Origin of the sequence: Nocardiopsis kunsanensis DSM 44524, assembly GCF_000340965.1 — a bacterium.
GTDB classification, from domain to species: domain Bacteria; phylum Actinomycetota; class Actinomycetes; order Streptosporangiales; family Streptosporangiaceae; genus Nocardiopsis; species Nocardiopsis kunsanensis.
The window spans coordinates 1-21,178 of record NZ_ANAY01000046.1; the positions used below are offsets into that span (position 1 = coordinate 1).

Consider the following 21,178-nt stretch of genomic DNA (forward strand, 5'->3'; position numbering starts at 1 on the left):
CAATGCCGCGCCCCAGGGAGTGAGTATGCGCCCACCATTTCTTCTGCTGCCGGGGCGCCTGGGGGTAGGGGTTCGTCGAGGTGGGTCGGGAAAGCCCGGCGCAAAGGGTCGCAGCGCACACCCCGAGGCGCCGCGAACAACCCACTACACACCCGCCACCATCCCCGCAAAGAAACGTGTGCGGGGGTGGCGCCGACGAGGGTTGCGCGAAGACCCGGCCGGGCTAGAATTCCCGACCCCGACGAACCACCACCCCCGGCACCACAAGAAACCCCACACCCCGACCCACCACAACGCCGCATCCTCCAGTAGCCCCCGGCACCACAAGAAACCCCAGAGACCGCCCCGACCCCGTCAACGGTCCCGGTGCAGGAGTTGTACTTGCTCAGGGCAGCAGGGACGCGAGCATGTCCAGAGCGCTGACCCCGAACCGTGCCCCGGCCTCCAGACCGGTGGCGAGGAAGGCCAACAACAGAACCAGCACCAGCAACCGGACCGCCCAGCGTCGGGCCCCGGCTCCGCTGTCCCCGTCGCCGTGGCTGTCGAGGAAGGGTTGGTCGAGACGGGCGATCTCACGCCGCAGTTCCTGCACCTCGGAATGGTAGTGGTCGCGTTCCCCTCTGACCCTCTGCAGTTCGGAACGCTCGGCCCGGACCGCGGCCCGGGCGTCGACGACGTCGATGTGAGCGCCCTCCGGGCCGCGTTTGGAATGCCAGCGCTCCAGTCGGGCCAGCGGCAGGTCAGCGTACTGTGTGGGCCAGTTGGCACCGCTGTCGTCGAAGGCGGGATCGGTCTCGGGTTCGGTTGCTGTCGCGTAGTCGGAGACGGGGGAGGCGTCGTGGGCCACCATCAGCGGCGGCGCCTGTTCCGGGGAGCGCCCGTGCGGTGCCAGGTCCGGTCCCCTGCTCTCTCCCTCGGCCTCGGGGTCGGTGTCCTCGTCGTGGGTCCCTTCCTCGGTGGTGCGTGCGGGTCCGCCGAACGCTTCCTCCGCGTGTCTGCGTGCTCCGGTGCGCGCGGGGGCGCGTTCCGGTTCAAGGGGTCCGGGCTCGTCGAGGTCGTCGAGGTCGTCGGGGTCGTAGGTGTTGCTCTCGGGGCCCTGCTGGGAGGCCTGGGTCTCCTGGAGTTCCTCCGGGGGCTCGGAAGGCTCGGGGCGGGGGGTTCGGGAGAGGTTGAGGGGCGGGGCCTGGTCGGTGGGGGGCGGGGGAGGGTCGTATGGTTCGGGGGCGCCGAAGACGGGGTGTTCCGCTCGGGCGGTCGAGCCTGGTCTGCGTTCCCCGAAGAGGACGCGGGAGGGCCCTGGTGGTCGCCGGGGCGTCCCGTGTACGGGCGTCTCAGGCGCGGCCGTCTCTCGTACGGCTGCTTCGCCTCCGGGTGACTCGGGCCCCGGAGCCTCGGACACGGACGAGCGGTCCGCGGGAGCCTTGCCGGTCGGAGTTCCACCTGCGGAGGCCTCCTGCTCGGCCGTCCCGTTCGCGGAGGAGGGCGCGTCGAGGTCCTCGGCCTCGGGCAGCGGTTCGCCGTCGTCGTCCTCGGGGGGATGGTTCAGGCGGAGTGAGGGATGCGCACCGGCCACCGACCGTGAGAGTAGGTACGGGCGCGTGCGGTGGTGCTCGTCGGCGTGAACGTGTTCCTCTCCGCGTCCGTGGTCGTCCGCGGGCTCCGGGCCGTCCACGGGGTCGGGGGAGTCCGCCGGCGCGCGCTCCTCGGGCCGGGGGCCGGTCCGCGAGGGGGCCGCACTCTCCACCTCGTCGTCGGTGGGAAGCGGTTCTGCGGGCGGGATGTCGGTCTCGTCTCCGTCCGTTCCCTCTTCTGCGGCCGGACCGCCGGTCGCCTCCGCACCGGCCACCGGCCCCGGCACCGCGGTGGCCGGACGCGGGTCGAGCCACTCCAGCAGCAACGCACGCCGGTCGCCGAACGTGGGTGCCTCGGGCACACCGCGCTCACGCAGGTACTCGGCGAGGGTGTCCCCGCCCTCGTCCCGCAACACTTCGACCAGGCGCTCGGCGGCACGGCGGTGGTCCGGGGGTGGCGCGTCCGCGTAGGGACCGTCGGTCTCCTGGCCGGGTGGGCCGAAGGCCAGGTGCCGGCCTTCGGGGCTCAGATCGGGGTCGTAGGTGGAGAAGGACCATTGCCATCCGGCTGCGGGGATGGCGCGGGGCGGGGTGAGTACGTCGTGCAGGATCCGGTGCACGCCCCACAGCAGCCGGATCTGGGTGGCCTGCCACAGATCGGCGGCCTCGGGGGCCAGGGCGATACGGATCGGCCGCTCGGGGTTGCCCAGGGCGGAGGCGACGGCGCCCACGAGCACCGCTTCCCCCTGGACGGTGGTTTCGGCGGCCCGGCGGTCCCGGGTCCGGACGGCGCCGGGTGCGGCGGTGCGTTCCCAAGGGGCGGGGGTTGCCAGAGTGGGCATACTCGCCCAGCCGGGTGCTGGGGGCCTGCGTGCGGCGGGACGGGTGTTGGGGTTCTCGTGCAGGCTGAGGACGTGGGGCAGGGTGAGGCCGTGTGCGGGGCCGACCACGGCCCAGGCGTGGGCGTCGCGGACGTCTCCGGGCCAGCGGTAGACGAGTGCGGCCTGGCCGTCGGCGTAGGTGTGCGACCACAGTGTTTCGGGCAGGTCCGCAGGGTCGGTCCCGGGCAGGGCGGAGCGGTAGTCCACGGTGAGGGCGGGCAGGAGGCGGTCGCGCCAGGACCGGAGGGCGGGCTGGTCGCTCTCTGCAAGGGAGGAGGCGGCGGGTCCTGGTCCCACGTGCCCGAGCAGGGTGGGTTCTGCCCAGGCGAAGTGGATCTGGTGGTAGGTGCTCTCCGACACGTGCCCCCTCCTCGGTGTTCCGTGGACGGGCGGCGCGGCCGCCCCGGTAGGGAAGGTATCCGCTCGGAGGCCGCGAAAACCGCACGATCGCACATATGTACACCTATGAGACTGAAGGTATCTGTGTGGTGCACTTGCCCGCACGCAGGGCCGTCCGGCACCGAATGTCCGGACCCCGGTTCAGCCCTCGCTCCGGCGGATGGCGCCCACGACCGCCTCAGTGAGGTCGTCGATGATCTCCCCCTCGCTCACCTCCGGGTGTTCCAACCACCACTCCCCCGCCGCCTGGACCATGCCCACGACGGCGTGCGAGACGATCTGCGAGCGCGGGCGGGAGGTGATGTCGCGTTCGGTCACGAGCTGTTCGGCCAGTTCGTCCCCGAGCCGTCGCACCATGAGCCCCAGGTCGGCGCGGGTGCGCCGGTCCTCGGACGTGGCACGGTCCATGAGGAACCGGTACAGGTTCAGGTTCTGGGAGATCATCGACAGGTAGGCCCCGACCGTGGCACGGGCGCGCACCTCGAACTCGGCGTGCTGGTGCAGCTCGGCCCGGATCCGTTCGATGAGGGGATCGACATGGCGCTCGGCCAGGGCACGGTAGAGCCCGCCCTTGTCACCGAAGTGCCGGTACAGGATCGGTTTGCTGATCCCGGCCTCGGCGGCGATGGCGAGCATGGAGGCGTCGGGGCCGTCGCGTTGGATGACGCGGTCGGCGGCGTCCAGGATCGTCCGGCGCCGCTCGGGGTCGCGTCCGCGCGCGCTGCGACCCCGGCTGCGGGGTGCCTGGCGCGGGTGGACACCGTTCTCGGTCGGGGCGCTGTGCTGTGTTTTTTCGAGGGCCACGGGGATTCACGTTAGCTGGTGTACGGGGTCGGGGCAGGGTCCGGTCAACGCTGCAGGGCGATCCAGGTGGCGCGGGCTCGGGCCAGAAGACGCCCGTCGGCGTCGTGCAGGGCGCTCCCGGTGAGGACCTTGCGTCCCTCGACGGCGTGCAGGTGGCCGGTGACCACGTGGGTGTGTGCGATGCGCGGGGACGCGGTGATCTGGGCGGTCATGCGTCCGAGGACGATGGGGCGTCCCTGGATGTCGCTGGACCATCCTCCGGGGCAGTCGAGAGCGGCCCAGGTCCGGCGCAGGTCGACACGGCCGGTGCCGTCGTCGAGTTCGGGCCCGGGGGTCCAGGTGCAGGCGACGGTGTTGCCGATGTTGTCGGACCCGTGTCCGGGGCTGACCGTGCCGGGGAAGAGGCGTAGTCCGTCGCCCGGGCCCCGCTCGGGTCCGCAGCTGTAGCACCGGGGAAAGGGGTGCCCGCTGTGGCCGGGGTAATGCTGTTCCGCGTTCTGGGCGGTGGCGGGGTCGACGGGCTCGCCGGGGACGGCTTCGTCGGTGAGGTCGACGGTACGGGCCTCGGCCACCAGTTGGCGTCCGCTCATGGTGAGGGTGGTGCCGTCGGTAGCCAGGGTGAGCGGGGTTTCCAGGGGTGGCGGGGTGCGCAGGGTGACCTCCACCGCCGGGCCGCCGGGGGTGGTCAGGCGTTCGGCGAGCAGGCCGGCGCTGTAACCGCCGTTGCCCGATCCGTCGGGCCCGTTGTGGGCAGTACCGATAGTGACGAGGGGGTCGCCGTCGACCGGTGTGAGGTGGCTCATCGCCACAGGATAGGCACGGCTCCTTCCCTCCGTCTCGGCCGGGGCTCCTTCAGCACCGTGCGCAGGCACGAAGCCTTCGGTTCGGGCGGTGTGAGGCGCGGCGTCCTGCATGCGGGCACCTACATGCGGGCAACGGCATCGGCCGGGCCTTCTCAGAACGGGAGCCAGTCAACACGGCCGAGCAGGTACACCGAGCCGACGAAGGCGACGACGTCGATGACGGTGTGCGCAACGATCAACGGCATGACCCGCCCGTAGCGCAGGTAGAACCAGCCGAAGACCACGCCCATGACGAGGTTGCCGAAGAACATCCCCACCCCTTGGTAGGCGTGGTAGAACGCGCGCAGCACGGAGCAGGCCAGGACGGCCTTCCACGGGGCCCAGCCGAGTTGGGCGAGCCGGTGCAGCAGGTAACCCACGACGATGACCTCTTCGAGGATCCCGTTCTTGGCGGCCTGCAGCACGAGTACGGGCACGTCCCACCAGTTGCCCTCCAGTGTGCTGGGGGTGATGGTGAGGGTGAGTCCCAGGCGCCAGGAGAGTACGTAGACGGCGAGCCCGCCCAGGCCGATGAGGGCAGCCAGTCCGGCGCCGCTGCCCAGGTCGAACCCGGGGCGGCGCAGGTCGAAACCGATGGTGCCGGCGCCCTCGGAGCTGCGGTGCAGCAGGTACACCACGAGCGCGACGGGCGCCAGGGAGAAGACGACCGCGTGCAGTTGCAGGGACAGGTCGAGCCAGGGGCGGTCATCGGCCCGGTTGTTGATGAGGCTGGTGCTCTGTTCCGAGAGCGATTCGGGTGCGGTGGCCACCCCCAGGAAGGCGATGGTCGCCGAAACGGCCGCCGCTCCCAGGGACAGTGCCAGGACGCAGAGGATCTCCCAGCGGATCAGGCGCGGGGTGAGTTCGGACGAGACGGGTGTGCGGTGGCCCGGTGCGGTGTGGGTCTTGTCGGTCACGCGTCGAATCTACGTGCCGGGTACGGGTCCGTGTCACGGAGGCGGCGGCCGCCGGCAGGGGTACGGGCCCCGGCCGCGCGGTCGCCGTGACGGTCCGGTGCGCTGCGGGTGGCGCTACTCGTCCCCGTCGTCGCCCTCGCCGTCGTCGTCGCCGTCCTCCTCGTTCTCCCCGTCCCCGCCGTCGTCGCCGTCCCCGTCGCCGTTCTCGCCCTCGTCCCCTTCCTCAGGGGCCTCGACGCCCGAGTCATCGGTGTCGGTGTCCTCGCAGGCCGCCACGCCGAGGACGGCCACGACCGCGATGGCGCTGCCTGCCAGGGTGCGGCGGAGGATGTTCAAGGTCGCCTTGCTGATGTCCTCGAGCTTCACGGTGACTCCAACGCATAGGGGCATGTGTGCCGTGGATCGGCCCGGGCCCGTGGGCCCTCTCCCGGCACTCGGCCCGGACCAGTGATGCGAACAGGTGTTACCGGTCCGCAACCCGACGTCAGCATATGGGCGCAACCCTTCGGTGGCCAGGGACGGGCACGCGCAGTTCCGGCCGGACCGGCCCCGGTCCCGGCACCTGCGCGGGGCGACGGCCCCGGCTCCGCACGCAGGGACCGACCCGCATGCAGAAAGCCGTCGACCATGCGCGTGTGACACGGACGCGCATGGTCGACGGCTAGGGGGTGGCGGTCACCCCGCCCCGCCCCAGCCACGAAAGCGGGGAGGGAGTGACCGCCGAGGGAACGGAAGAGCCAGAGTCAGTGAGCCGCTGAGAACTGGTCTTCCTCGGTGGAACCGGTGAGGGCGGTGGTGCTGGCCTCGGGCGAGATGGTGGTGCTGATCTCGTCGAAGTAGCCGGTACCGACCTCGCGCTGGTGGCGGGTGGCGGTGTAGCCGCGGGCCTCGGCCGCGAACTCCTTCTCCTGGAGCTCGACGTAGGAGGTCATGCCGTTCTCGGCGTAACCCTTGGCCAGGTCGAACATCGAGTGGTTCAGGGAGTGGAAGCCCGCCAGGGTGATGAACTGGAACTTGTAGCCCATGGCGGCCAGCTCGCGCTGGAACTTGGCGATGGTCGCGTCGTCCAGGTGACGCTTCCAGTTGAAGGACGGCGAGCAGTTGTAGGCGAGCATCTGGTCGGGGTACTCGGCCTTGATGCGCTCGGCGAAGTCGCGGGCGACCTCCAGGTCCGGTGTCCCGGTCTCCATCCACAGCAGGTCGGAGTGGGGCGCGTAGGCCAGACCGCGGGCGACGCAGGCATCGACACCGTTGCGGAAGCGGTAGAAGCCCTCGTCGGTGCGCTCGCCGGTGATGTAGGGACGGTCGCGCTCGTCGATGTCGCTGGTGATCAGCGTCGCGGCCTGAGCGTCGGTCCGCGCGATGACCAGGGACGGGACACCGGCCACGTCTGCGGCGAGGCGGGCGGCGTTGAGCGTCTTGACGTGCTGGCTGGTCGGGATCAGGACCTTGCCGCCCAGGTGGCCGCACTTCTTCTCGGAAGCGAGCTGGTCCTCCCAGTGCACACCGGCGGCGCCGGCGGCGATCATGCCCTTCATCAGCTCGTAGGCGTTGAGGGTGCCGCCGAAGCCGGCCTCGGCGTCGGCGACGATCGGGGCGAGCCAGTCCGGTGCGCTGTCGTCGCCCTCGGACCAGGTGATCTGGTCGGCGCGCAGGAGAGCGTTGTTGATGCGGCGAACCACGGACGGGACCGAGTTGGCCGGGTACAGGCTCTGGTCAGGGTAGGTGTGGCCGGACAGGTTGGCGTCCGCGGCGACCTGCCAGCCGGAGAGGTAGATGGCCTTCAGGCCCGCACGGACCTGCTGGACCGCCTGGTTACCGGTGAGCGCGCCGAGACTGTGGATGTAGTCCTCGCTGCCGAGGAGCTCCCAGAGGCGCTCGGCACCCCGACGGGCCAGGGTGTGCTCTTCGGTGATCGAACCGCGCAGCTTGATCACGTCGTCGGCGGAGTAGTTCCGCTCGATGCCGGCCCAGCGGGAGTTGGTCTCCCACTCCCGCTGGAGCGCGGCGCTGGCTTCCTGGCGACGAGCGCTGGTGCTCATGTTCGTTCCCGCCTTACGTGTAGTCCCCAAGGTGTTCGTACCGGTCGAGGGAGTCCTGTTCCGGGGCTGAGGGGTGAGCCCCGGCCCGTAAGTTCCCCGCCGGTAACTATGATTCTTCGGGAAGATCCAAGAGTTTTCCACCCAAAATCGGATGAAGATCCTTCATTCTTTCCGTATCATGAACGCATGGCGTACTTTGGGAACGAAGAAATACCGTCTTTGACGGGTGACCTAGATCTCGTGACCTTCGGGCAGCGGCTCCGTCACCTGCGCCGCGCACGCGGACTGACCCTTTCCGATCTGGGCGAACGCGTGGGACGGGCCCCCTCCCAGCTGTCCCTGTTGGAGAACGGCAAGCGCGAGCCGAAGCTGTCACTGCTGACCTCACTGGCCACGGCGCTGGGTGTCTCGGTCGAGGAGCTGCTGTCCAAGCAGCCCCCGAGCCGGCGCGCACAGCTGGAGATCTCGGTGGAGGAGGCCCAGCGCGACTCCCTCTACCAAGGGCTGAACCTGCCGCACCTGAAGGTGGGCAAGCGGGTGCCCAACGACGTGCTCGAACACATCGTGGGCCTGTACGACGAGCTCAAGCGGCGCAGCGCCAAGCCGACCGCCTCCCCCGAGGAAGCGCGCCGCGCCAACGCCGAACTGCGCCGGCAGATGCGCGAGCGCGGCAACTACTTCGAGCACATCGAGCAGGCCGCGGCCGAGACCCTGGACGCGGTCAACTACACCGCGGGCCCCCTCTCCCAGGGCCAGATCCTGGCGATCGCCACCCACCACGGCTTCAGCCTCAAGTACGTGCAGGACCTGCCGCGCTCGGTGCGCTCGCTGACCGACCACGTCAACCGGCGCATCTACCTCAAGCGCGAGACGAGCCTGGGCATGCACAGTCCGCGCACGATCCTGCTGCAGACGCTGGGCCATGTGATCCTGGGCCACAGCCGCCCCACCGACTTCGGCGACTTCCTGCGCCAGCGTGTGGAGGCCAACTACTTCGCCGCTGCCGTGCTCATCCCCGAGTCCACGGCCGTGAAGTACCTGCAGGAGGCCAAGGCGGCACGGGACCTGTCGGTGGAGGACCTGCGCGACGTCTACTCGGTCTCCTACGAGATGGCCGCGCACCGGTTCACCAACCTGGCCTACCGTCACCTGGACCTGGTCTGCCACTTCATCCGCAACGACGAGACCGGCATCATCTACAAGGCCTACGAGAACGACGGACTGGTCTTTCCCAACGACGAGTCCGGCGCCATCGAGGGCCAGCGCATGTGCCGCCAGTGGGCCGGGCGCCAGGTCTTCGCCTCCCCCGACCGGTACTCGATCTACTACCAGTACACGGACAAGCCCAACGCGACGCACTGGTGCGTGGCCCACGTCGACCCCAGCAACGAGCACAACTTCGCCATCACACTGGGGGTGCCCTACAAGGAGTCCCGGTGGTTCCGGGGCCGTGAGACCACCAACCGCACCAAGTCCAACTGCCCCGGCGGCGAATGCTGCGTGCACCCGCCCGCGGACCTGGCTGCGCGCTGGGAGGGCAACGTGTGGCCCTCGGCGCGCGCGCACTCGCACGTGCTCTCGGCGCTGCCCTCGGGGAACTTCCCCGGTGTGGACGAACACGACGTGTACATGTTCCTGGAGCGCCACAACCGGGAATGAGCACGCCCCCGGCACAACGGGTACGGCGCGGCGAGGGGCCGGGACGCACACTCAGCGTCCCGGCCCTTCGTGTGTCCTACGGCCCGGAGCCGACCGGAGCCCCCAGGGTCGTGGGTAGTCCGGCAAGAGCGACGGTAGGAACACCGTACGAGGAGTCCACCGACACCATCCGGGCCGAACGGGGAACCGAGCATGAGGATCACTTCCGCGGACGTCGTCGTGACGTCCCCGGGACGCAACTACGTCACCCTGAAGATCACCACCGAGGACGGCGTCACCGGCCTGGGCGATGCGACCCTGAACGGGCGCGAGCTCGCGGTGGCCTCCTACCTGCGCGACCACGTCTGCCCGCTGCTGGTGGGCCGGGACTCGGGCAGGATCAACGACACCTGGCAGTACCTGTACCGGGGCGCCTACTGGCGGCGCGGTCCGGTGACCATGGCCTCCATCGCCGCAGTGGACTGTGCACTGTGGGACATCCTCGGCAAAGTGACCGGGCAGCCCGTCCACCAGTTGCTCGGCGGGGCGGCGCGCGAGGGGGTGTTGGCCTACGGCCACGCCAGCGGACAGAGCATCGGGGAGCTGCTGGAGGACGTGGCCGGCTTCCTGGACAGCGGTTACCGGGCCGTCCGGGTCCAGGCGTCGGTCCCGGGGCTCGACGACACCTACGGGTTGCCCCGCCCGGGCACGGGCCCCGTCTACGAACCGGCGGACGCCTCCCTGCCGGCGGAGCACCGGTGGCACACCCCGGACTACCTGGATTTCGCCCCTGAGATGATGGCCGCGGTCCGGGAGCGGTTCGGCTACGGCTTCCACCTGCTGCACGACGTGCACCACCGGCTCTCGCCCCTGGAGGCCGCACAGCTGGGCAAGTCCCTGGAGCCCTACCGGATGTTCTGGATGGAGGACCCGACACCGGCCGAGGACCAGGAGGCCTTCCGCCTCCTCCGGCAGCACACCACGACCCCCGTGGCCGTGGGGGAGATCTTCAACTCCATCTGGGACTGCCAGTACCTGATCAGTGAACGGCTCATCGACTACATCCGCGCTTCCCCCTCGCACGCGGGCGGCATCTCGCACCTGCGCAGGATCTTCGATCTGGCCGACCTGTACGGGGTCAGGACCGGGGCCCACGGTGCCGGGGACCTGTCGCCGGTCTCGTTCGCGGCGGCGCTGCACCTGGACCTGACCGTGCCCAACTTCGGCATCCAGGAGTACATGGGGCACCAGGAGCCGGCGAGCGAGGTCTTCAGGACCTCCTACACCTTCGAGGACGGTTACCTGCATCCGGGCCAGGCCCCCGGTCTCGGCGTGGAGATCGACGAGGAGGCCGCGGCCCGCTACCCGTACGAGCGCAAGTACCTGCCGGTCAACCGCCTCGCGGACGGCTCGATGCACGACTGGTGAGGGCCCCTGGCGGAGGACGGACCCATGACGGAGGCGGAACGGTGACACGTTTCCTGTCCATCGGTGAGTGCATGATCGAGCTCACCCACAAGAGCGACCACGAGCTGCGGTTGGGCTTCGGTGGCGACACCTACAACACCGCCCTGTACCTGGCCCGCAGCACGGCACCGGACCAGGTGGGCGTGGACTACCTGACGCTGGCGGGCGACGACCACTACAGCGACCTGATGGCGGCGGGGATGCGCCAGGAGGGCATCGGCACCGGCCTGGTGGGGCGTGTCGCGGGCGCGCACCCGGGCCTGTACCTGGTCCGTACCGACGAGGAGGGCGAGCGTTCCTTCGCCTACTACCGGTCGCAGTCCCCCGCACGCCGGCTCTTCGACGACGAGTACACCCCTACCGGGGACCTGTCGGGCCACGACGTGCTCTACCTGTCCGGGGTGACCCTGCAGTTGTTGACGGCACGAGCCAGGCAGCACCTGTGGACCCTGCTGGAGGAGGCCCGCGGGACGGGTACGCAGATCGCCTTCGACAGCAACTACCGCCCGGTCGGGTGGCCGGGCCCGGAGGAGGCCCGTGCCGCGGTATCGGCCGTCTACGAACTCTCCACCACGGCACTGTCGACCTTCGAGGACGAGCAGGCGCTGTTCGGTGACGCCTCCCCCGAGGAGACGGTCCGGCGTCTGCGCGGGGAAGGTGTGGAGGAGGTCGTGATCAAGGACGGTTCCCGCGGATGTGTCGTCGGTGTCGACGGCGAACCCGTGCACGTGCCGGCCGGCTCGGTCGAGAAGGTCGTCGACTCCACGGCCGCGGGCGACTCCTTCAACGCCGGCTACCTCGCGGGGCGGTTCGGCGGCGCGTCCGTGGTGGAGGCGGCCCGCAACGGCCACGCACTGGCGGCGAAGGTCATCGCCCACCCGGGTGCGGTGATCGAGGACTCGTCCCCGCCCCCTCGGGGCGCTCACGCGTAGCGGTCCCGGAGCACGAGGCCGGGGAACGGGCGCGGAGGCACCGATCCCCGGCCGGACCGGGCAGGGTCAGGCGGAGCGGGGGCGGGCAGGGCGGGTCAGGCCGGTCGTTCGGCGCCGTCCTGGCTCGAGGGCCGGCTCCTGAGCTGGGTGAAGGCGGCCACGGCCAGGAGCATCAGTGTCAGCATCGCCACGCCCATCGGTACGGCGGTGCCCTCGCCCCGATGCCCACCAGGGGGGATCAGCGCGGCGAGCACGAACTGCAGGAACCCGAGGAAGGCCGAACCGGTTCCGGTGTTCGCGCCGGCCTGCGCCAGCGCGGCCGCGCTCGAGAAGACCAGGCCCATGGACCCCTGGAAAAGGGCGAACAGCACGAGCGTGGCAACCATGGGGAGTCCGTGGAGACCGAGCAGAAACAGCCCGGCAGCCGCCAGAAGGCCCGCGGTCAGGTTCGTGCCGATCATGCGCCGGTAGGGGACCTTGCCCGCCAGCGCCGCGGCCACCGCACTCGTGACGACGATGACCAGTGCGTTGGGGCCGAACAGGAGCGAGTAGACCCCGGAGGAGAGCCCCAGCATCCCCTGCATGGCGAAGGGTGAGGCGGCGATGGAGGCGAACAGGGCCGAAGGAGGGAGAAGGTGAACAGGTAGCCGAGGCCGGGGGACGATTGTGCCTGACCGGGCGCGCTGTTACCGTTGGTAACACGCATTTGGCCACCCCCTCCCCCGAGGGCCCGACAAAGGATGTAGAGCACATGAGTGAGGCCCCCGAATCCGGCTTCAACCTGGAACTGAACGAGGACGTTCGTGACGTCCGGGACTGGGCGCACGGGTTCGCCGCCGATGTCATCCGCCCTGCCGCCGCCGAGTGGGACGAGCGGGAGGAGACCCCCTGGCCGGTGATCCAGGAAGCCGCCAAGATCGGCCTGTACTCCCTGGACTTCTTCGCCAACCAGTGGTTGGAACCCAGCGGTCTGGGTATCCCGGTCGCCTTCGAGGAGCTGTACTGGGGCGACCCCGGCATCGCCCTGGCCCTCACCGGCACCGGCCTGGCCGCTGTCTCGGTCGCCGCCAACGGCACCCAGGAACAGATGCTCGAGTGGACGCCGCAGATGTTCGGCAGCGCCGGCGACATCAAACTCGCCGCCTTCTGTTCCTCCGAGCCCAACGCCGGCAGTGACGTCTCCGCCATCAGGACCCGCGCGGTCTACGACGAGGCCAAGGACGAGTGGGTCCTCAACGGCGTCAAGACCTGGGCCACCAACGGCGGCATCGCCGACATCCACGTCGTCGTCGCCTCCGTCGACCCCGAGCTCGGCTCCCGCGGCCAGGCCACCTTCCTGGTGCCGCCCAACACCCCGGGCCTGAGCCAGGGCCAGAAGTTCGCCAAGCACGGCATCCGTGCCTCGCACACCGCCGAGGTCGTCCTCGACGACGTGCGCCTGCCCGGGTCCTGCCTGCTGGGCGGCAAGGAGAAGCTCGACGAGCGCCTCGCCCGCGTCCGCGAGGGCAAGCGCTCCAGCGGCCAAGCCGCGATGAAGACCTTCGAGGCCTCCCGTCCGACCGTGGGTGCCATGGCCCTCGGCTGCGCCCGTGCCGCCTACGAGTACGCGCGCGACTACGCCACCCAGCGCGAACAGTTCGGCAAGCCCATCGGCGACAACCAGGGCGTGGCCTTCACACTCGCCGACATGGCCACCCGTATCGATGCCGCCCGCCTGCTCGTGTGGCGCGCCTCGTGGATGGCCCGCAACGACAAGGACTTCACCAACGCCGAAGGGTCCATGAGCAAGCTCTACGCGAGCGAGACCGCCACGTTCGTGACCCAGAACGCCGTGCGCATCCTCGGCGGCAACGGTTACACGCGCGAGTACCCGGTCGAGCGCTGGCACCGCGACGCGACGATCTTCACGATCTTCGAGGGCGCCAGCGAGATCCAGAAGCTCATCATCGGCCGCCAGATCACCGGACTGCCCATCCGGTGACGCCCTCACAGCTCAAAAGGGCATAACCGAAAACAAGTTCGAACTCTCCACACCCAGTGTTCGGGTGAGGCCAAACACTCGCAGCTACCGACATTTACCGGCCTCACCCGCTCACATCCGGATGAGTGTTACCGGACCTGTTACCCCGGAAACACCCCCGCCTACCGGCCCCGGAACGCAGCATCCATCACGCCCCGCGCCTCCGTCGCCACCGCCGGCACCATGTGACCGTAGATCGCATACGTCGTCTGGATCTGCCGGTGCCCCAACCACCGGCTGACGTGCGTGATGTCGACCTCCCCCGCCAACATCACCGACGCCCACCGGTGCCGGAGGTAGTGCGACGTCATGAAGTCCGGCAGGTCCGCTACCTCAACCGCAGCACGGAAATGCGCGAGATAGGAGTTCCGCACCACTCTCCTGTGTTTCCTCCCCGGAATGACGTACCCAACCTCATCCGGCGGGAACAGAGCAATGTGCTCCCGGTAGCGCTGCTGCGCGAACTCCGGCACCGGGACGTCCCGGAACTCGCCGACCTTGCGCCACTTAGAGGTCATCTCATTTGGTGAGTCTGCGGTAGCAGATCAGGGTGCGAGCGATACCGACGAAAGCCAGGAAGTGCGCGCCTGTGCGTTCGTAGCGGCGGTGCAAGCGACGGTATCCGGCCAGCCAGGCCATGGTGCGCTCGACCTGCCACCGATGCCGGCCCAGCCGCTGGGAAGAATCCACCCCCTTGCGGGCCAGGCGGTGGGCGATACCGCGCCTGCGGAGCCATCGGCGCAGGTGGTCGTAGTCGTATCCCTTGTCGCCGTGGAGCTTGGCCGGTTTGCGCCGCCGGCGGCCCCGGCGGGAACGTACCGGCGCTATCCCTCGTACCAAGGGTTGCAGGGCCTGGCTGTCGTGCAGGTTCGCGCCGGAGATGGCCATGGAAAGGGGCAACCCTGCCCGATCGGTGATCAGGTGGATCTTTGCGCCTTTCTTGCCCCGGTCGACAGGATTCGGGCCTGTCAGGTCCCCCCTTTGAGGGCGCGCATGTTGACCGAGTCGATCGCGCACCGCGACCAGTCCAGCTCGCCGCGGGCGCCGAGTTCGTCCAGCACCAGCCGGTGCAGCTTGGCCCAGACGCGGGCCCGGCTCCATTCGGTGAAACGGCGGTGCGCGGTGGGCCCGGAGGGGCCGAAGACCGGTGGGAGCTGGGCCCAGGTGCAGCCGGTGCTGGCCACGAAGATGATCGCGGCCAGCACCTCTCGGTCGCCGTATCTGCGCCGGCCCCCGCCCTGGGGTCTGGTGGGTGCCTGGGGCACCACCTTTTGGAACAGCTCCCACAACCCGTCCGGCACCAGTCGCTCGACCATCGACATGAGGCCAGGCTACAGAAAACCCAAATGAGATGACCTCTAAGTCGTTCGCGTCCTCCACGAACTCCAGGAGCGGCCCCGCCATCTGCATGAGTTCGTAGGTCGCTTTGCCGACTTGGGCGGTGACTTCGATGAGTTCGCGGACCTGGCGCACGGTCTGCTGGAACTCTTCCAGGTTCGTTTCGTCTTTGAGGTGTTCGACGAGTTCGACCGGCCCCATGTCCGCGAAGCGCTGCACTGACTCGATGACGTCGAACTGTTCGTTCTCTGTCTCGTTGTAGACGTGCAGAACGAATCCGTAGACGAGGACGGTGTCAACGACCGCTCTCGCGCTTCCGGACGCGCACTGAGCCCTGGCTGTGAGTCCTGTGTCGTGACAGCTCGCCAGCAGCTCCTCGTTGGAGCGCCCGGAGTGGAGTCCGGCCATTGCTGGCGACTGCATTCCGAGCTGAAGAATGAGAACCAACAGAAGGACGATTGAAATACTTTTTCACATTGCCAATAAAACTATGGTCAAGACATTTATAAATTCCATGGTTTCAGCTCTGGAATTCGATTGAGTAACGGCTCAACCCAACCCGGTGTGACGATAGTTACTGGCGAGTGGAAAGCTCCTGGCCATGGAGCGAACATGGAGTGGGTCACAGTGCGCCCAGCCTGCCAGGCTCCGGCCGACAACACCGGCCGGAGTGAGGACAGGCCGAGTGCACCTGCAAAGCGCGGCGCACTGACAACCCGCCCGAATCACGGGGCGAGGTTGCTGAACGGGGCTGGCAACCGCCCCGATAGTTCGACTACCCGGCCTGTACGGGGCGGCGCAAGTGGACGGCCAGCACCCGGGCCACGTCCGGGTTCCGGGCGGCCTCCTGCATCTCCTCGATGTTGCCCATCACCAGGTGCGCGGCATAGGCGATCTGGTACAGGGCCGTTCCGGACGGGAGCACCGTCACCACACCCGGGGTTTCCCACAGGTCCGTCAACTCGTCCGCCATCAGCAGGTAGTCCGCACCGAACTCGGCACGCAGGGCGCGGGCCGCGCGGGCGAGGGGTTCCCGCACCGTGTCCAGGCGGGCGACCTGTCGGCCCACGCCTACCTGGGCGCCGAGGCCCTGGTCCCGGCGCTGCGGGGCGGCGCGGACATCGTGATCGCGGGCCGCGCGGCCGACCCCTCCCTGTTCCTGGCCCCGCTCCTGGAACGCCTGGGTTGGGATCCGGCCGACGAGGACCTGGTCGCCGCGGGCACCCTGGTCGGACACCTGCTGGAGTGCGCCGGCCAGGTGAGCGGGGGGTACTTCGCCGACCCGGGGGTCAAGGGCGTGCCGGACCTGGCGCACCCGGGCTTTCCGGTCGCAGAGGTCGATGGCGACGGTTCGGCGGTGATCACCAAACTGCCCGGGACGGGCGGGCGCGTGGACACGATGACCGTGACCGAGCAGCTGACCTACGAGGTCACGGACCCGTCGGCGTACCTGACACCGGACGTGAGCCTGGACATGAGGGGGGTGCAACTGTCCCAGGCAGGCCCGGACCGTGTGCGGGTGGCCTGGGCCCGGGGCGGAGCGCGTCCCGACCGTCTGAAAGCCAGCGTGGGGTGCCGGGCCGGGTTCCGGGGCGAGGGGGAGATCTCCTACGCGGGACCCGGAGCCGCCGCGCGTGCCCGACTGGCCGGCGAGGTGGTCCGTGAGCGCCTGGGTGAGCGTGTGCGCACCCGGGTGGACCTGCTCGGCGACACCACGGGCGAGGGGGGCGAGTGCCGGCTCCGGGTGGCGGGGACGAGCCCCGACCGGGCCGGGGCCGAGGCGGTGGAGGAAGAGGGCACGGCGCTGTACACGTGCGGTCCTGCTGGCGGTGGCGGCGCGCGGACCCGTAGCACGGAGGTGATCGGCATCCTCTCCACCACCATCGGCCGCGACCTCGTCGAGCCCGGCATCACCTACGTCGGGAAGGAGACATGATGAACGTCCTGTTGCACGAGATCGCCCATGCCAGGGCCGGTGACAAGGGCAACCTCAACACGCTCTCGGTCATCGCGCACGAGCCCCGTTGGTACCCGGTGTTGTGCGAGGCGCTGCCCCCGGAGCGGGTCCGCAGGGTGCTGGCGGACCGTATGCGGGGCCCTTTGACGGTGCACCGCCTGGACACGGTGCACGCGCTCATTCTGGTGTTCGCGCGGTCCTCGCAGGACACGGTGACCACGTCGTTGCACTTGGACACCCACGGCAAGACGTTGGCCTCGCTGCTCCTGGGGGCGGTGATCCCTCTGCCACCGGAAGCGGGGGCACAGGCCGGGCCTCAGGCCGAGGCGCGGTCCAGTGCCTCCACGGAGTCCTCCAGGTAGCGGTTGCGGCCGAGCAGAAGCCCGACGGAGAGGTTGACCACGACCAGGACGGCCACGAGCAGCAGGGGCGCGCTCCAGGAGTCGCTGAGGTCGTGCAAGTACCCGAACAGGAACGGCCCGGCGCCACCGATGAGGTAGCCCAGGCTCTGACCGACCGCGGAGAGCGCGGCGGTACCGGCGCTGGTGCGGGTACGCAGCGCGAACATGGTCAGGGCGAAGACGAAACTGCCCATACCGATACCGATGAGGGTGGTCCACACCCATACGCCCTGCAGCGGGGAGAGCCACAGGCCAGCCACTCCGGCCAGGTAGGCGGCGGCGAAGAACACCACGAAGAAGCGTTGGTCGCGGGTACGGGTGAGCAGGACGGGCAGGGCCAGCGACATCGGAATGCCGAGCGCGGTCAGATAGGCCAGTGCCACACCGGAGGTGGAGGCGTCCATCCCCTGGTCGCGCAGCATCTGCGCGTACCAGCCGAACATGATGTAGGCGATGGAGGACTGGGTGCCGAAGTACACCACCGCCTGCCATCCGATACCGGTGCGCAGCACCTGGGGGATGCCGAGCCGGGTCCCGTCGCTGCTGCCCCTGGAGCTGTGGCGCAGGACCGCCAGCCAGGGCAGGGCCGCGACCACGCCGAAGACCGCGTACATGCCCAGGGCCAGGCGCCACTCCCCCGTGCTCTGCTCGACCGGCACGGTGGCCGCGGCGGCGATGGCGGTGCCCGCGGCCAAGGCAGTGGTGTAGACGGTGGTCATGAGCCCGACCCGGTGCGGGAAGTGCCTCTTGACCAGAGCCGGGAGGATGACGTTGCCGACCGCGCCACCGGACAGTGCGACGGTGCTCAGTGCCAGGAAGAGCCAGGGTTCGGTCGCCAACGCCCGGGTGCTCAGACCGAGGGTCAGGGCCGCGAGTGCGTAGACCAGCAGGTGGTGGTCTCCCAGGCGGCGGGAGAGCACGGGGGTGAAGCCGCCGAAGAGCGCAAAGCACAGCACGGGCAGGGTGGTGAGCAGCCCGGCTCCGGCCCCGGACATGCCGAGGCCGCCCGTGACCTCGTCGAGGACAGGGCCGACGCTGGTGATGGCAGTACGCAGGTTGAGGGCGGCCAGCGCGATGCCGACGCCGAGGATGAGCAGGACCCATCGTGTCGGTGCCGGGCTCGATCGTGCCGCCGGGGGTTCAGTGGTCACAGGCTCGCGGTGCCCCACTCCGGCGTTCATAGAAGTCGACTCGCATTATTCGTAGGATGACCCGATGTACATCATGAGCATAACGCATTGCCGCTCGTAGCCATTTCCTCGCCGCAACTGGTCTATGCTCCCGCCTAACCGTCCGCATTCGTGCGCTGGTCCCGTCATCCGGCGACCCGCCCCTAGGAGGTATACGCGTGCCCCTCGCCTCTACACGCCGGACCGGTCTTGTCGACCAGGTCATCAGTCAGCTACGAGCACAGATCGACTCGGGTGAGTGGGGCGTGGGCGACCGGATCCCCACCGAGTCGGAGCTGTCCGAACAACTGGAGGTGGGCCGCAACACCGTACGCGAAGCCGTGCGGGCCCTCGCCCACGCGGGCCTGCTCGAGATCCGCCAGGGAGCGGGCACCTTCGTGCGCGCCTCCAGCGAACTCGGCGGGGCCCTGCGCCGCCGCCTGGAGCGCTCCCGCCTCCGGGAGAACCTGGAGGTGCGCCGGGCCTTGGAGGTCGAGGCCGCGCGCCTGGCCGCACGGCGGCACAGCGAGGCCGACATGGCCGACATCGACCGTGCCCTGGGCATGCGTGAGGAGGCCTGGCGCGACCAGGACATGGGCACCTTCGTGGAGGCGGACTTCACCCTCCACAAGGCGGTGGTGTTGGCCACCCACAACCGGTTGCTGATCGACCTGTACGACGACATCGCCCAGGTCGTCTACGCCAGCATCGTCCACACCGTCTACGAACAGGCCGAAGAGGAGAGCGATCGTCGGGACGGGCCCTCCTCGGACTACGAGGGCATGGACCACAGCAAGCTCGTGGAGGCGATCCGCGCCGCCGATCCCGCTGAGGCTGCGCGGGAGGCCAACTGTTACATCGACGAGCTGCTGAGCCTGACCCAGGAGTGAGGCCAGGGCCCGGGGTGGTCCCTGGCCCCGGGCCCTGGGCTTCCGGTCACTCCCCGTAGCGCCGTTCACCCACCGAGGTGTGCGGGGGACTGCACGAACGCAGCGGTGTGTGGCCCTCCCCGCGCGCGGTGCCGTCACGGCGCGGAGCGCGCGCGCCCGCACCCCGGCGCGAGTGGTGTTCGCCGTCGCCTTCCCATCCGCTGACCTGGGAGGGGTCCAGCCCCAGCAGGTCGAGGGTGGACTGTCCTGCGTGCACGGCGTCGATGAGTTCTTGTTCGTGGGACAGGCTGGCCACGGTCTTGCCGATGATGGAGCTGACCTGGCCGCGTGGCAGGAGGACCACCCCGTCGTCGTCGGCCGCGATCCAGTCGCCTCGGCGGACCTGGAGCGGGAGAGGGCCGGCGGCGCTCATGGTGATCATCTGTCCGACCGAGCCTCCGGCGTGGTGCCCTGCCTCACGCACCGAGACGCCCGAGCTGAAGACGGGCATCGCGCAGCGGGCGATGGCGGCGATGTCGCGCACGCAGCCGTCCAGGACGATGCCCTCGATGCCGCGCGTGTGCGCAGCCACCGCGAGGATCTCGTCGACGTAGCCGTACTCGGCCTCCCCCGCCACGTCCACGACGAGCGCGGAGCCGGGCGGGGCCTGTTCGACCGCCACGTGCAGGGCGAGGTTGTCGCCGGGGGCGCACCGCACGGGGAAGGCCGAGGCGGCGAAGGCGGCCCCGGGCCAGACGGAGAAGAGGTGGGCCCCGAGGGGCCGCCCACCACACCGCGCCAGCGCCACGGTGCCCACAGCACTCAACGTCTCCGCAAGCGTCACGTCTGCCTCCCATTACACCCGCGCCTGGTGTGACCGGCCAGTACCGGCCCACCTTCCATACTCACGGGTAACTTAAGCGTGACGCAAGCCATGCGGAGCGGAAACACGGAAAAATGTTACCGCTGGTTACAGGTCGGACCGAAACCCGGGCCCGAGCCCGTTGCCCCGGTGCTGCTCACCCGGTCGGCCGGTCCATCAGATGCTCACCCCCACGGCGTTCCTTCTGTACCGAGAGGTGGTCCCAGGTCTCCACGTGGCCCACACCGGAGGCGGCACGCACCGACTCCAGCACCTCCACCAACCGGCAGCGATCGGGCGCGGTGAGAGTGGCGACGAGGTCGTAACGCCCGAAACCGCTCGCGAGGAAGGAGATCCCGTCGATGGCGCTCAACCGTACCCCCAAGGCCTCGGCGTCACCCCGGCAGTGCACCCCCAGACCCAACTGTTCGTTGGTGCCCAGGGCGGAAGGCTCCACCAGCGCGGTCACGTGCACGACCCCGGAGTCGATCAGGCGCACCACACGTGAGCGCGCCGCCGCCTGCGAGAGGCCGACCTGGCGCGCCAGGTCGGCGTAGGAGGCGCGCCCGTTGACCAGCAGACGCCGCACCAGACTCCAGTCCAGGGCGTCCATCTCGATGTCCTGCAGCCGGCGCACACTGCTGTGCGAGTCCTTGAAGACCGAGCCGGCCCGGAAGACCTCCAGGCGTTCCACGCCGGGCAGGGAACGCAGTTCGGCCAACTCGGCGGTGAGGGCACGGTCGTCGGCCACACGCACCTGGGCCACGGCCTGGACCCGGCCCGCCGTCAGGGCTGCGAAGGTCACCGCCTCGCGTTCGCCGAGTTTGCCCATGAGCGGTCCGACCGGGCCGTTGACCGTGAACGAGACGTGCCCCAGGGCCTCCATCCCCAGGACCCCTGTGTGCAGGACTCCCACGATTCTGACGGCCCCCGACCGGACGAGCTGCCGGACCCGGGCGCGCACAGCCGTGCGCGAGAGCCCCACCCCGTCGGCCAATGACTGGAATGTCGCTCTTCCATCCCCCTGCAACGCACGCATGAGCGCCGCGTCAACCGCATCGAGCACGAT

The 21,178-nt window shown here is 69.6% G+C and carries 21 protein-coding genes; 8 read left to right on the forward strand and 13 right to left on the reverse strand.

Annotated features, from left to right (window positions below; translation table 11 throughout):
- Positions 1–385: 385 nt before the first annotated feature.
- From D456_RS0121630 to aceA, 6 genes are all read right to left on the reverse strand, one after another.
- Positions 386–2,812 (reverse strand): hypothetical protein, encoded by a 2,427-nt coding sequence (locus D456_RS0121630; protein ID WP_017578264.1) that lies wholly within the window; start codon positions 2,810–2,812, stop codon positions 386–388.
- A 180-nt stretch (positions 2,813–2,992) separates the two neighbouring features.
- The gene (locus D456_RS0121635) at positions 2,993–3,655 is read right to left on the reverse strand and encodes a TetR/AcrR family transcriptional regulator (protein WP_017578265.1); all 663 of its coding nucleotides are present in this window, start codon (positions 3,653–3,655) and stop codon (positions 2,993–2,995) included.
- 44 nt (positions 3,656–3,699) lie between these two features.
- Positions 3,700–4,458 (reverse strand): hypothetical protein, encoded by a 759-nt coding sequence (locus tag D456_RS0121640; protein ID WP_017578266.1) that lies wholly within the window; start codon positions 4,456–4,458, stop codon positions 3,700–3,702.
- A gap of 152 nt (positions 4,459–4,610) precedes the next feature.
- Positions 4,611–5,414 (reverse strand): CPBP family intramembrane glutamic endopeptidase, encoded by an 804-nt coding sequence (locus D456_RS0121645; protein ID WP_017578267.1) that lies wholly within the window; start codon positions 5,412–5,414, stop codon positions 4,611–4,613.
- A gap of 114 nt (positions 5,415–5,528) precedes the next feature.
- Positions 5,529–5,780, reverse strand: coding sequence for a hypothetical protein (locus D456_RS0121650; protein ID WP_017578268.1), 252 nt, complete (start codon positions 5,778–5,780; stop codon positions 5,529–5,531).
- A gap of 377 nt (positions 5,781–6,157) precedes the next feature.
- Entirely contained in the window at positions 6,158–7,456 is a 1,299-nt protein-coding gene (gene aceA / locus D456_RS0121655) for an isocitrate lyase (protein ID WP_017578269.1), read from the reverse strand.
- Between the two features lie 219 nt (positions 7,457–7,675).
- Here aceA and D456_RS0121660 point away from each other — a divergent pair, with 219 nt between their 5' ends.
- The 3 genes from D456_RS0121660 (at position 7,676) to D456_RS24770 (ending at position 11,493) form a co-directional block, all read left to right on the forward strand.
- Positions 7,676–9,115, forward strand: coding sequence for a helix-turn-helix domain-containing protein (locus tag D456_RS0121660; RefSeq protein ID WP_026116108.1), 1,440 nt, complete (start codon positions 7,676–7,678; stop codon positions 9,113–9,115).
- A 192-nt stretch (positions 9,116–9,307) separates the two neighbouring features.
- The gene (gene manD, locus D456_RS0121665; protein ID WP_017578271.1) at positions 9,308–10,522 is read left to right on the forward strand and encodes a D-mannonate dehydratase ManD; all 1,215 of its coding nucleotides are present in this window, start codon (positions 9,308–9,310) and stop codon (positions 10,520–10,522) included.
- 41 nt (positions 10,523–10,563) lie between these two features.
- Positions 10,564–11,493 (forward strand): sugar kinase, encoded by a 930-nt coding sequence (locus D456_RS24770; RefSeq protein ID WP_017578272.1) that lies wholly within the window; start codon positions 10,564–10,566, stop codon positions 11,491–11,493.
- 95 nt (positions 11,494–11,588) lie between these two features.
- Here the strand turns inward: D456_RS24770 and D456_RS0121675 are convergent, their stop codons facing one another.
- Positions 11,589–12,077, reverse strand: a complete 489-nt coding sequence (locus D456_RS0121675) for an MFS transporter (protein WP_017578273.1) — start codon at positions 12,075–12,077, stop codon at positions 11,589–11,591.
- 167 nt (positions 12,078–12,244) lie between these two features.
- Here D456_RS0121675 and D456_RS0121680 point away from each other — a divergent pair, with 167 nt between their 5' ends.
- Positions 12,245–13,474: an acyl-CoA dehydrogenase family protein gene (locus D456_RS0121680; protein WP_017578274.1), complete on the forward strand. Its 1,230-nt coding sequence runs from the start codon at positions 12,245–12,247 to the stop codon at positions 13,472–13,474.
- Positions 13,475–13,635: 161 nt separating this feature from the next.
- Here D456_RS0121680 and D456_RS25235 read toward each other — a convergent pair whose 3' ends face one another.
- Complete coding sequence (locus D456_RS25235; protein ID WP_017578275.1) at positions 13,636–14,031, reverse strand: tyrosine-type recombinase/integrase; 396 nt, start codon at positions 14,029–14,031, stop codon at positions 13,636–13,638.
- 1 nt (position 14,032) lies between these two features.
- Positions 14,033–14,835 (reverse strand): IS5 family transposase gene (locus D456_RS0121690; protein ID WP_086002128.1). Its coding sequence is split into 2 segments (ribosomal slippage): positions 14,033–14,493 and positions 14,493–14,835, totalling 804 coding nucleotides; the frame shifts between segments, so codons are not numbered across the junction.
- Positions 14,836–14,947: 112 nt separating this feature from the next.
- On the opposite strand from D456_RS0121690, the gene D456_RS27840 reads away from it, so the two are divergent.
- Positions 14,948–15,073, forward strand: coding sequence for a hypothetical protein (locus tag D456_RS27840; RefSeq protein ID WP_017578278.1), 126 nt, complete (start codon positions 14,948–14,950; stop codon positions 15,071–15,073).
- Between the two features lie 553 nt (positions 15,074–15,626).
- Here D456_RS27840 and D456_RS27170 read toward each other — a convergent pair.
- The gene (locus D456_RS27170; protein WP_017578279.1) at positions 15,627–15,920 is read right to left on the reverse strand and encodes a hypothetical protein; all 294 of its coding nucleotides are present in this window, start codon (positions 15,918–15,920) and stop codon (positions 15,627–15,629) included.
- Between the two features lie 33 nt (positions 15,921–15,953).
- Here D456_RS27170 and D456_RS24780 point away from each other — a divergent pair, with 33 nt between their 5' ends.
- Together D456_RS24780 and D456_RS24785 are read left to right on the forward strand one after the other, a co-directional pair.
- Positions 15,954–16,787 carry an acyclic terpene utilization AtuA family protein gene (locus D456_RS24780; RefSeq protein ID WP_239643899.1) on the forward strand — a complete coding sequence of 278 codons (834 nt, stop codon included), beginning with the start codon at positions 15,954–15,956 and terminating at the stop codon, positions 16,785–16,787.
- A complete protein-coding gene (locus D456_RS24785; protein ID WP_017578281.1) occupies positions 16,787–17,170 on the forward strand; it encodes an AtuA-related protein in 384 nt (127 codons plus the stop codon). The genes D456_RS24780 and D456_RS24785 overlap by 1 nt, the downstream gene beginning before the upstream one ends.
- Here the strand turns inward: D456_RS24785 and D456_RS0121715 are convergent.
- Positions 17,125–18,390: a CynX/NimT family MFS transporter gene (locus D456_RS0121715; protein ID WP_017578282.1), complete on the reverse strand. Its 1,266-nt coding sequence runs from the start codon at positions 18,388–18,390 to the stop codon at positions 17,125–17,127. The two genes, D456_RS24785 and D456_RS0121715, sit on opposite strands and share 46 nt — an antisense overlap.
- A 167-nt stretch (positions 18,391–18,557) precedes the next feature.
- Here D456_RS0121715 and D456_RS0121720 point away from each other — a divergent pair, with 167 nt between their 5' ends.
- Positions 18,558–19,268 (forward strand): FadR/GntR family transcriptional regulator, encoded by a 711-nt coding sequence (locus tag D456_RS0121720; protein WP_017578283.1) that lies wholly within the window; start codon positions 18,558–18,560, stop codon positions 19,266–19,268.
- Between the two features lie 46 nt (positions 19,269–19,314).
- On the opposite strand, the gene D456_RS0121725 is transcribed toward D456_RS0121720, so the two are convergent.
- Together D456_RS0121725 and D456_RS0121730 are read right to left on the reverse strand one after the other, a co-directional pair.
- On the reverse strand, positions 19,315–20,064 hold the full coding sequence (locus D456_RS0121725) for an RraA family protein (protein ID WP_017578284.1): 750 nt from the start codon (positions 20,062–20,064) through the stop codon (positions 19,315–19,317).
- A gap of 202 nt (positions 20,065–20,266) precedes the next feature.
- A complete protein-coding gene (locus D456_RS0121730; protein WP_026116110.1) occupies positions 20,267–21,175 on the reverse strand; it encodes an Lrp/AsnC family transcriptional regulator in 909 nt (302 codons plus the stop codon).
- Positions 21,176–21,178: the final 3 nt, after the last annotated feature.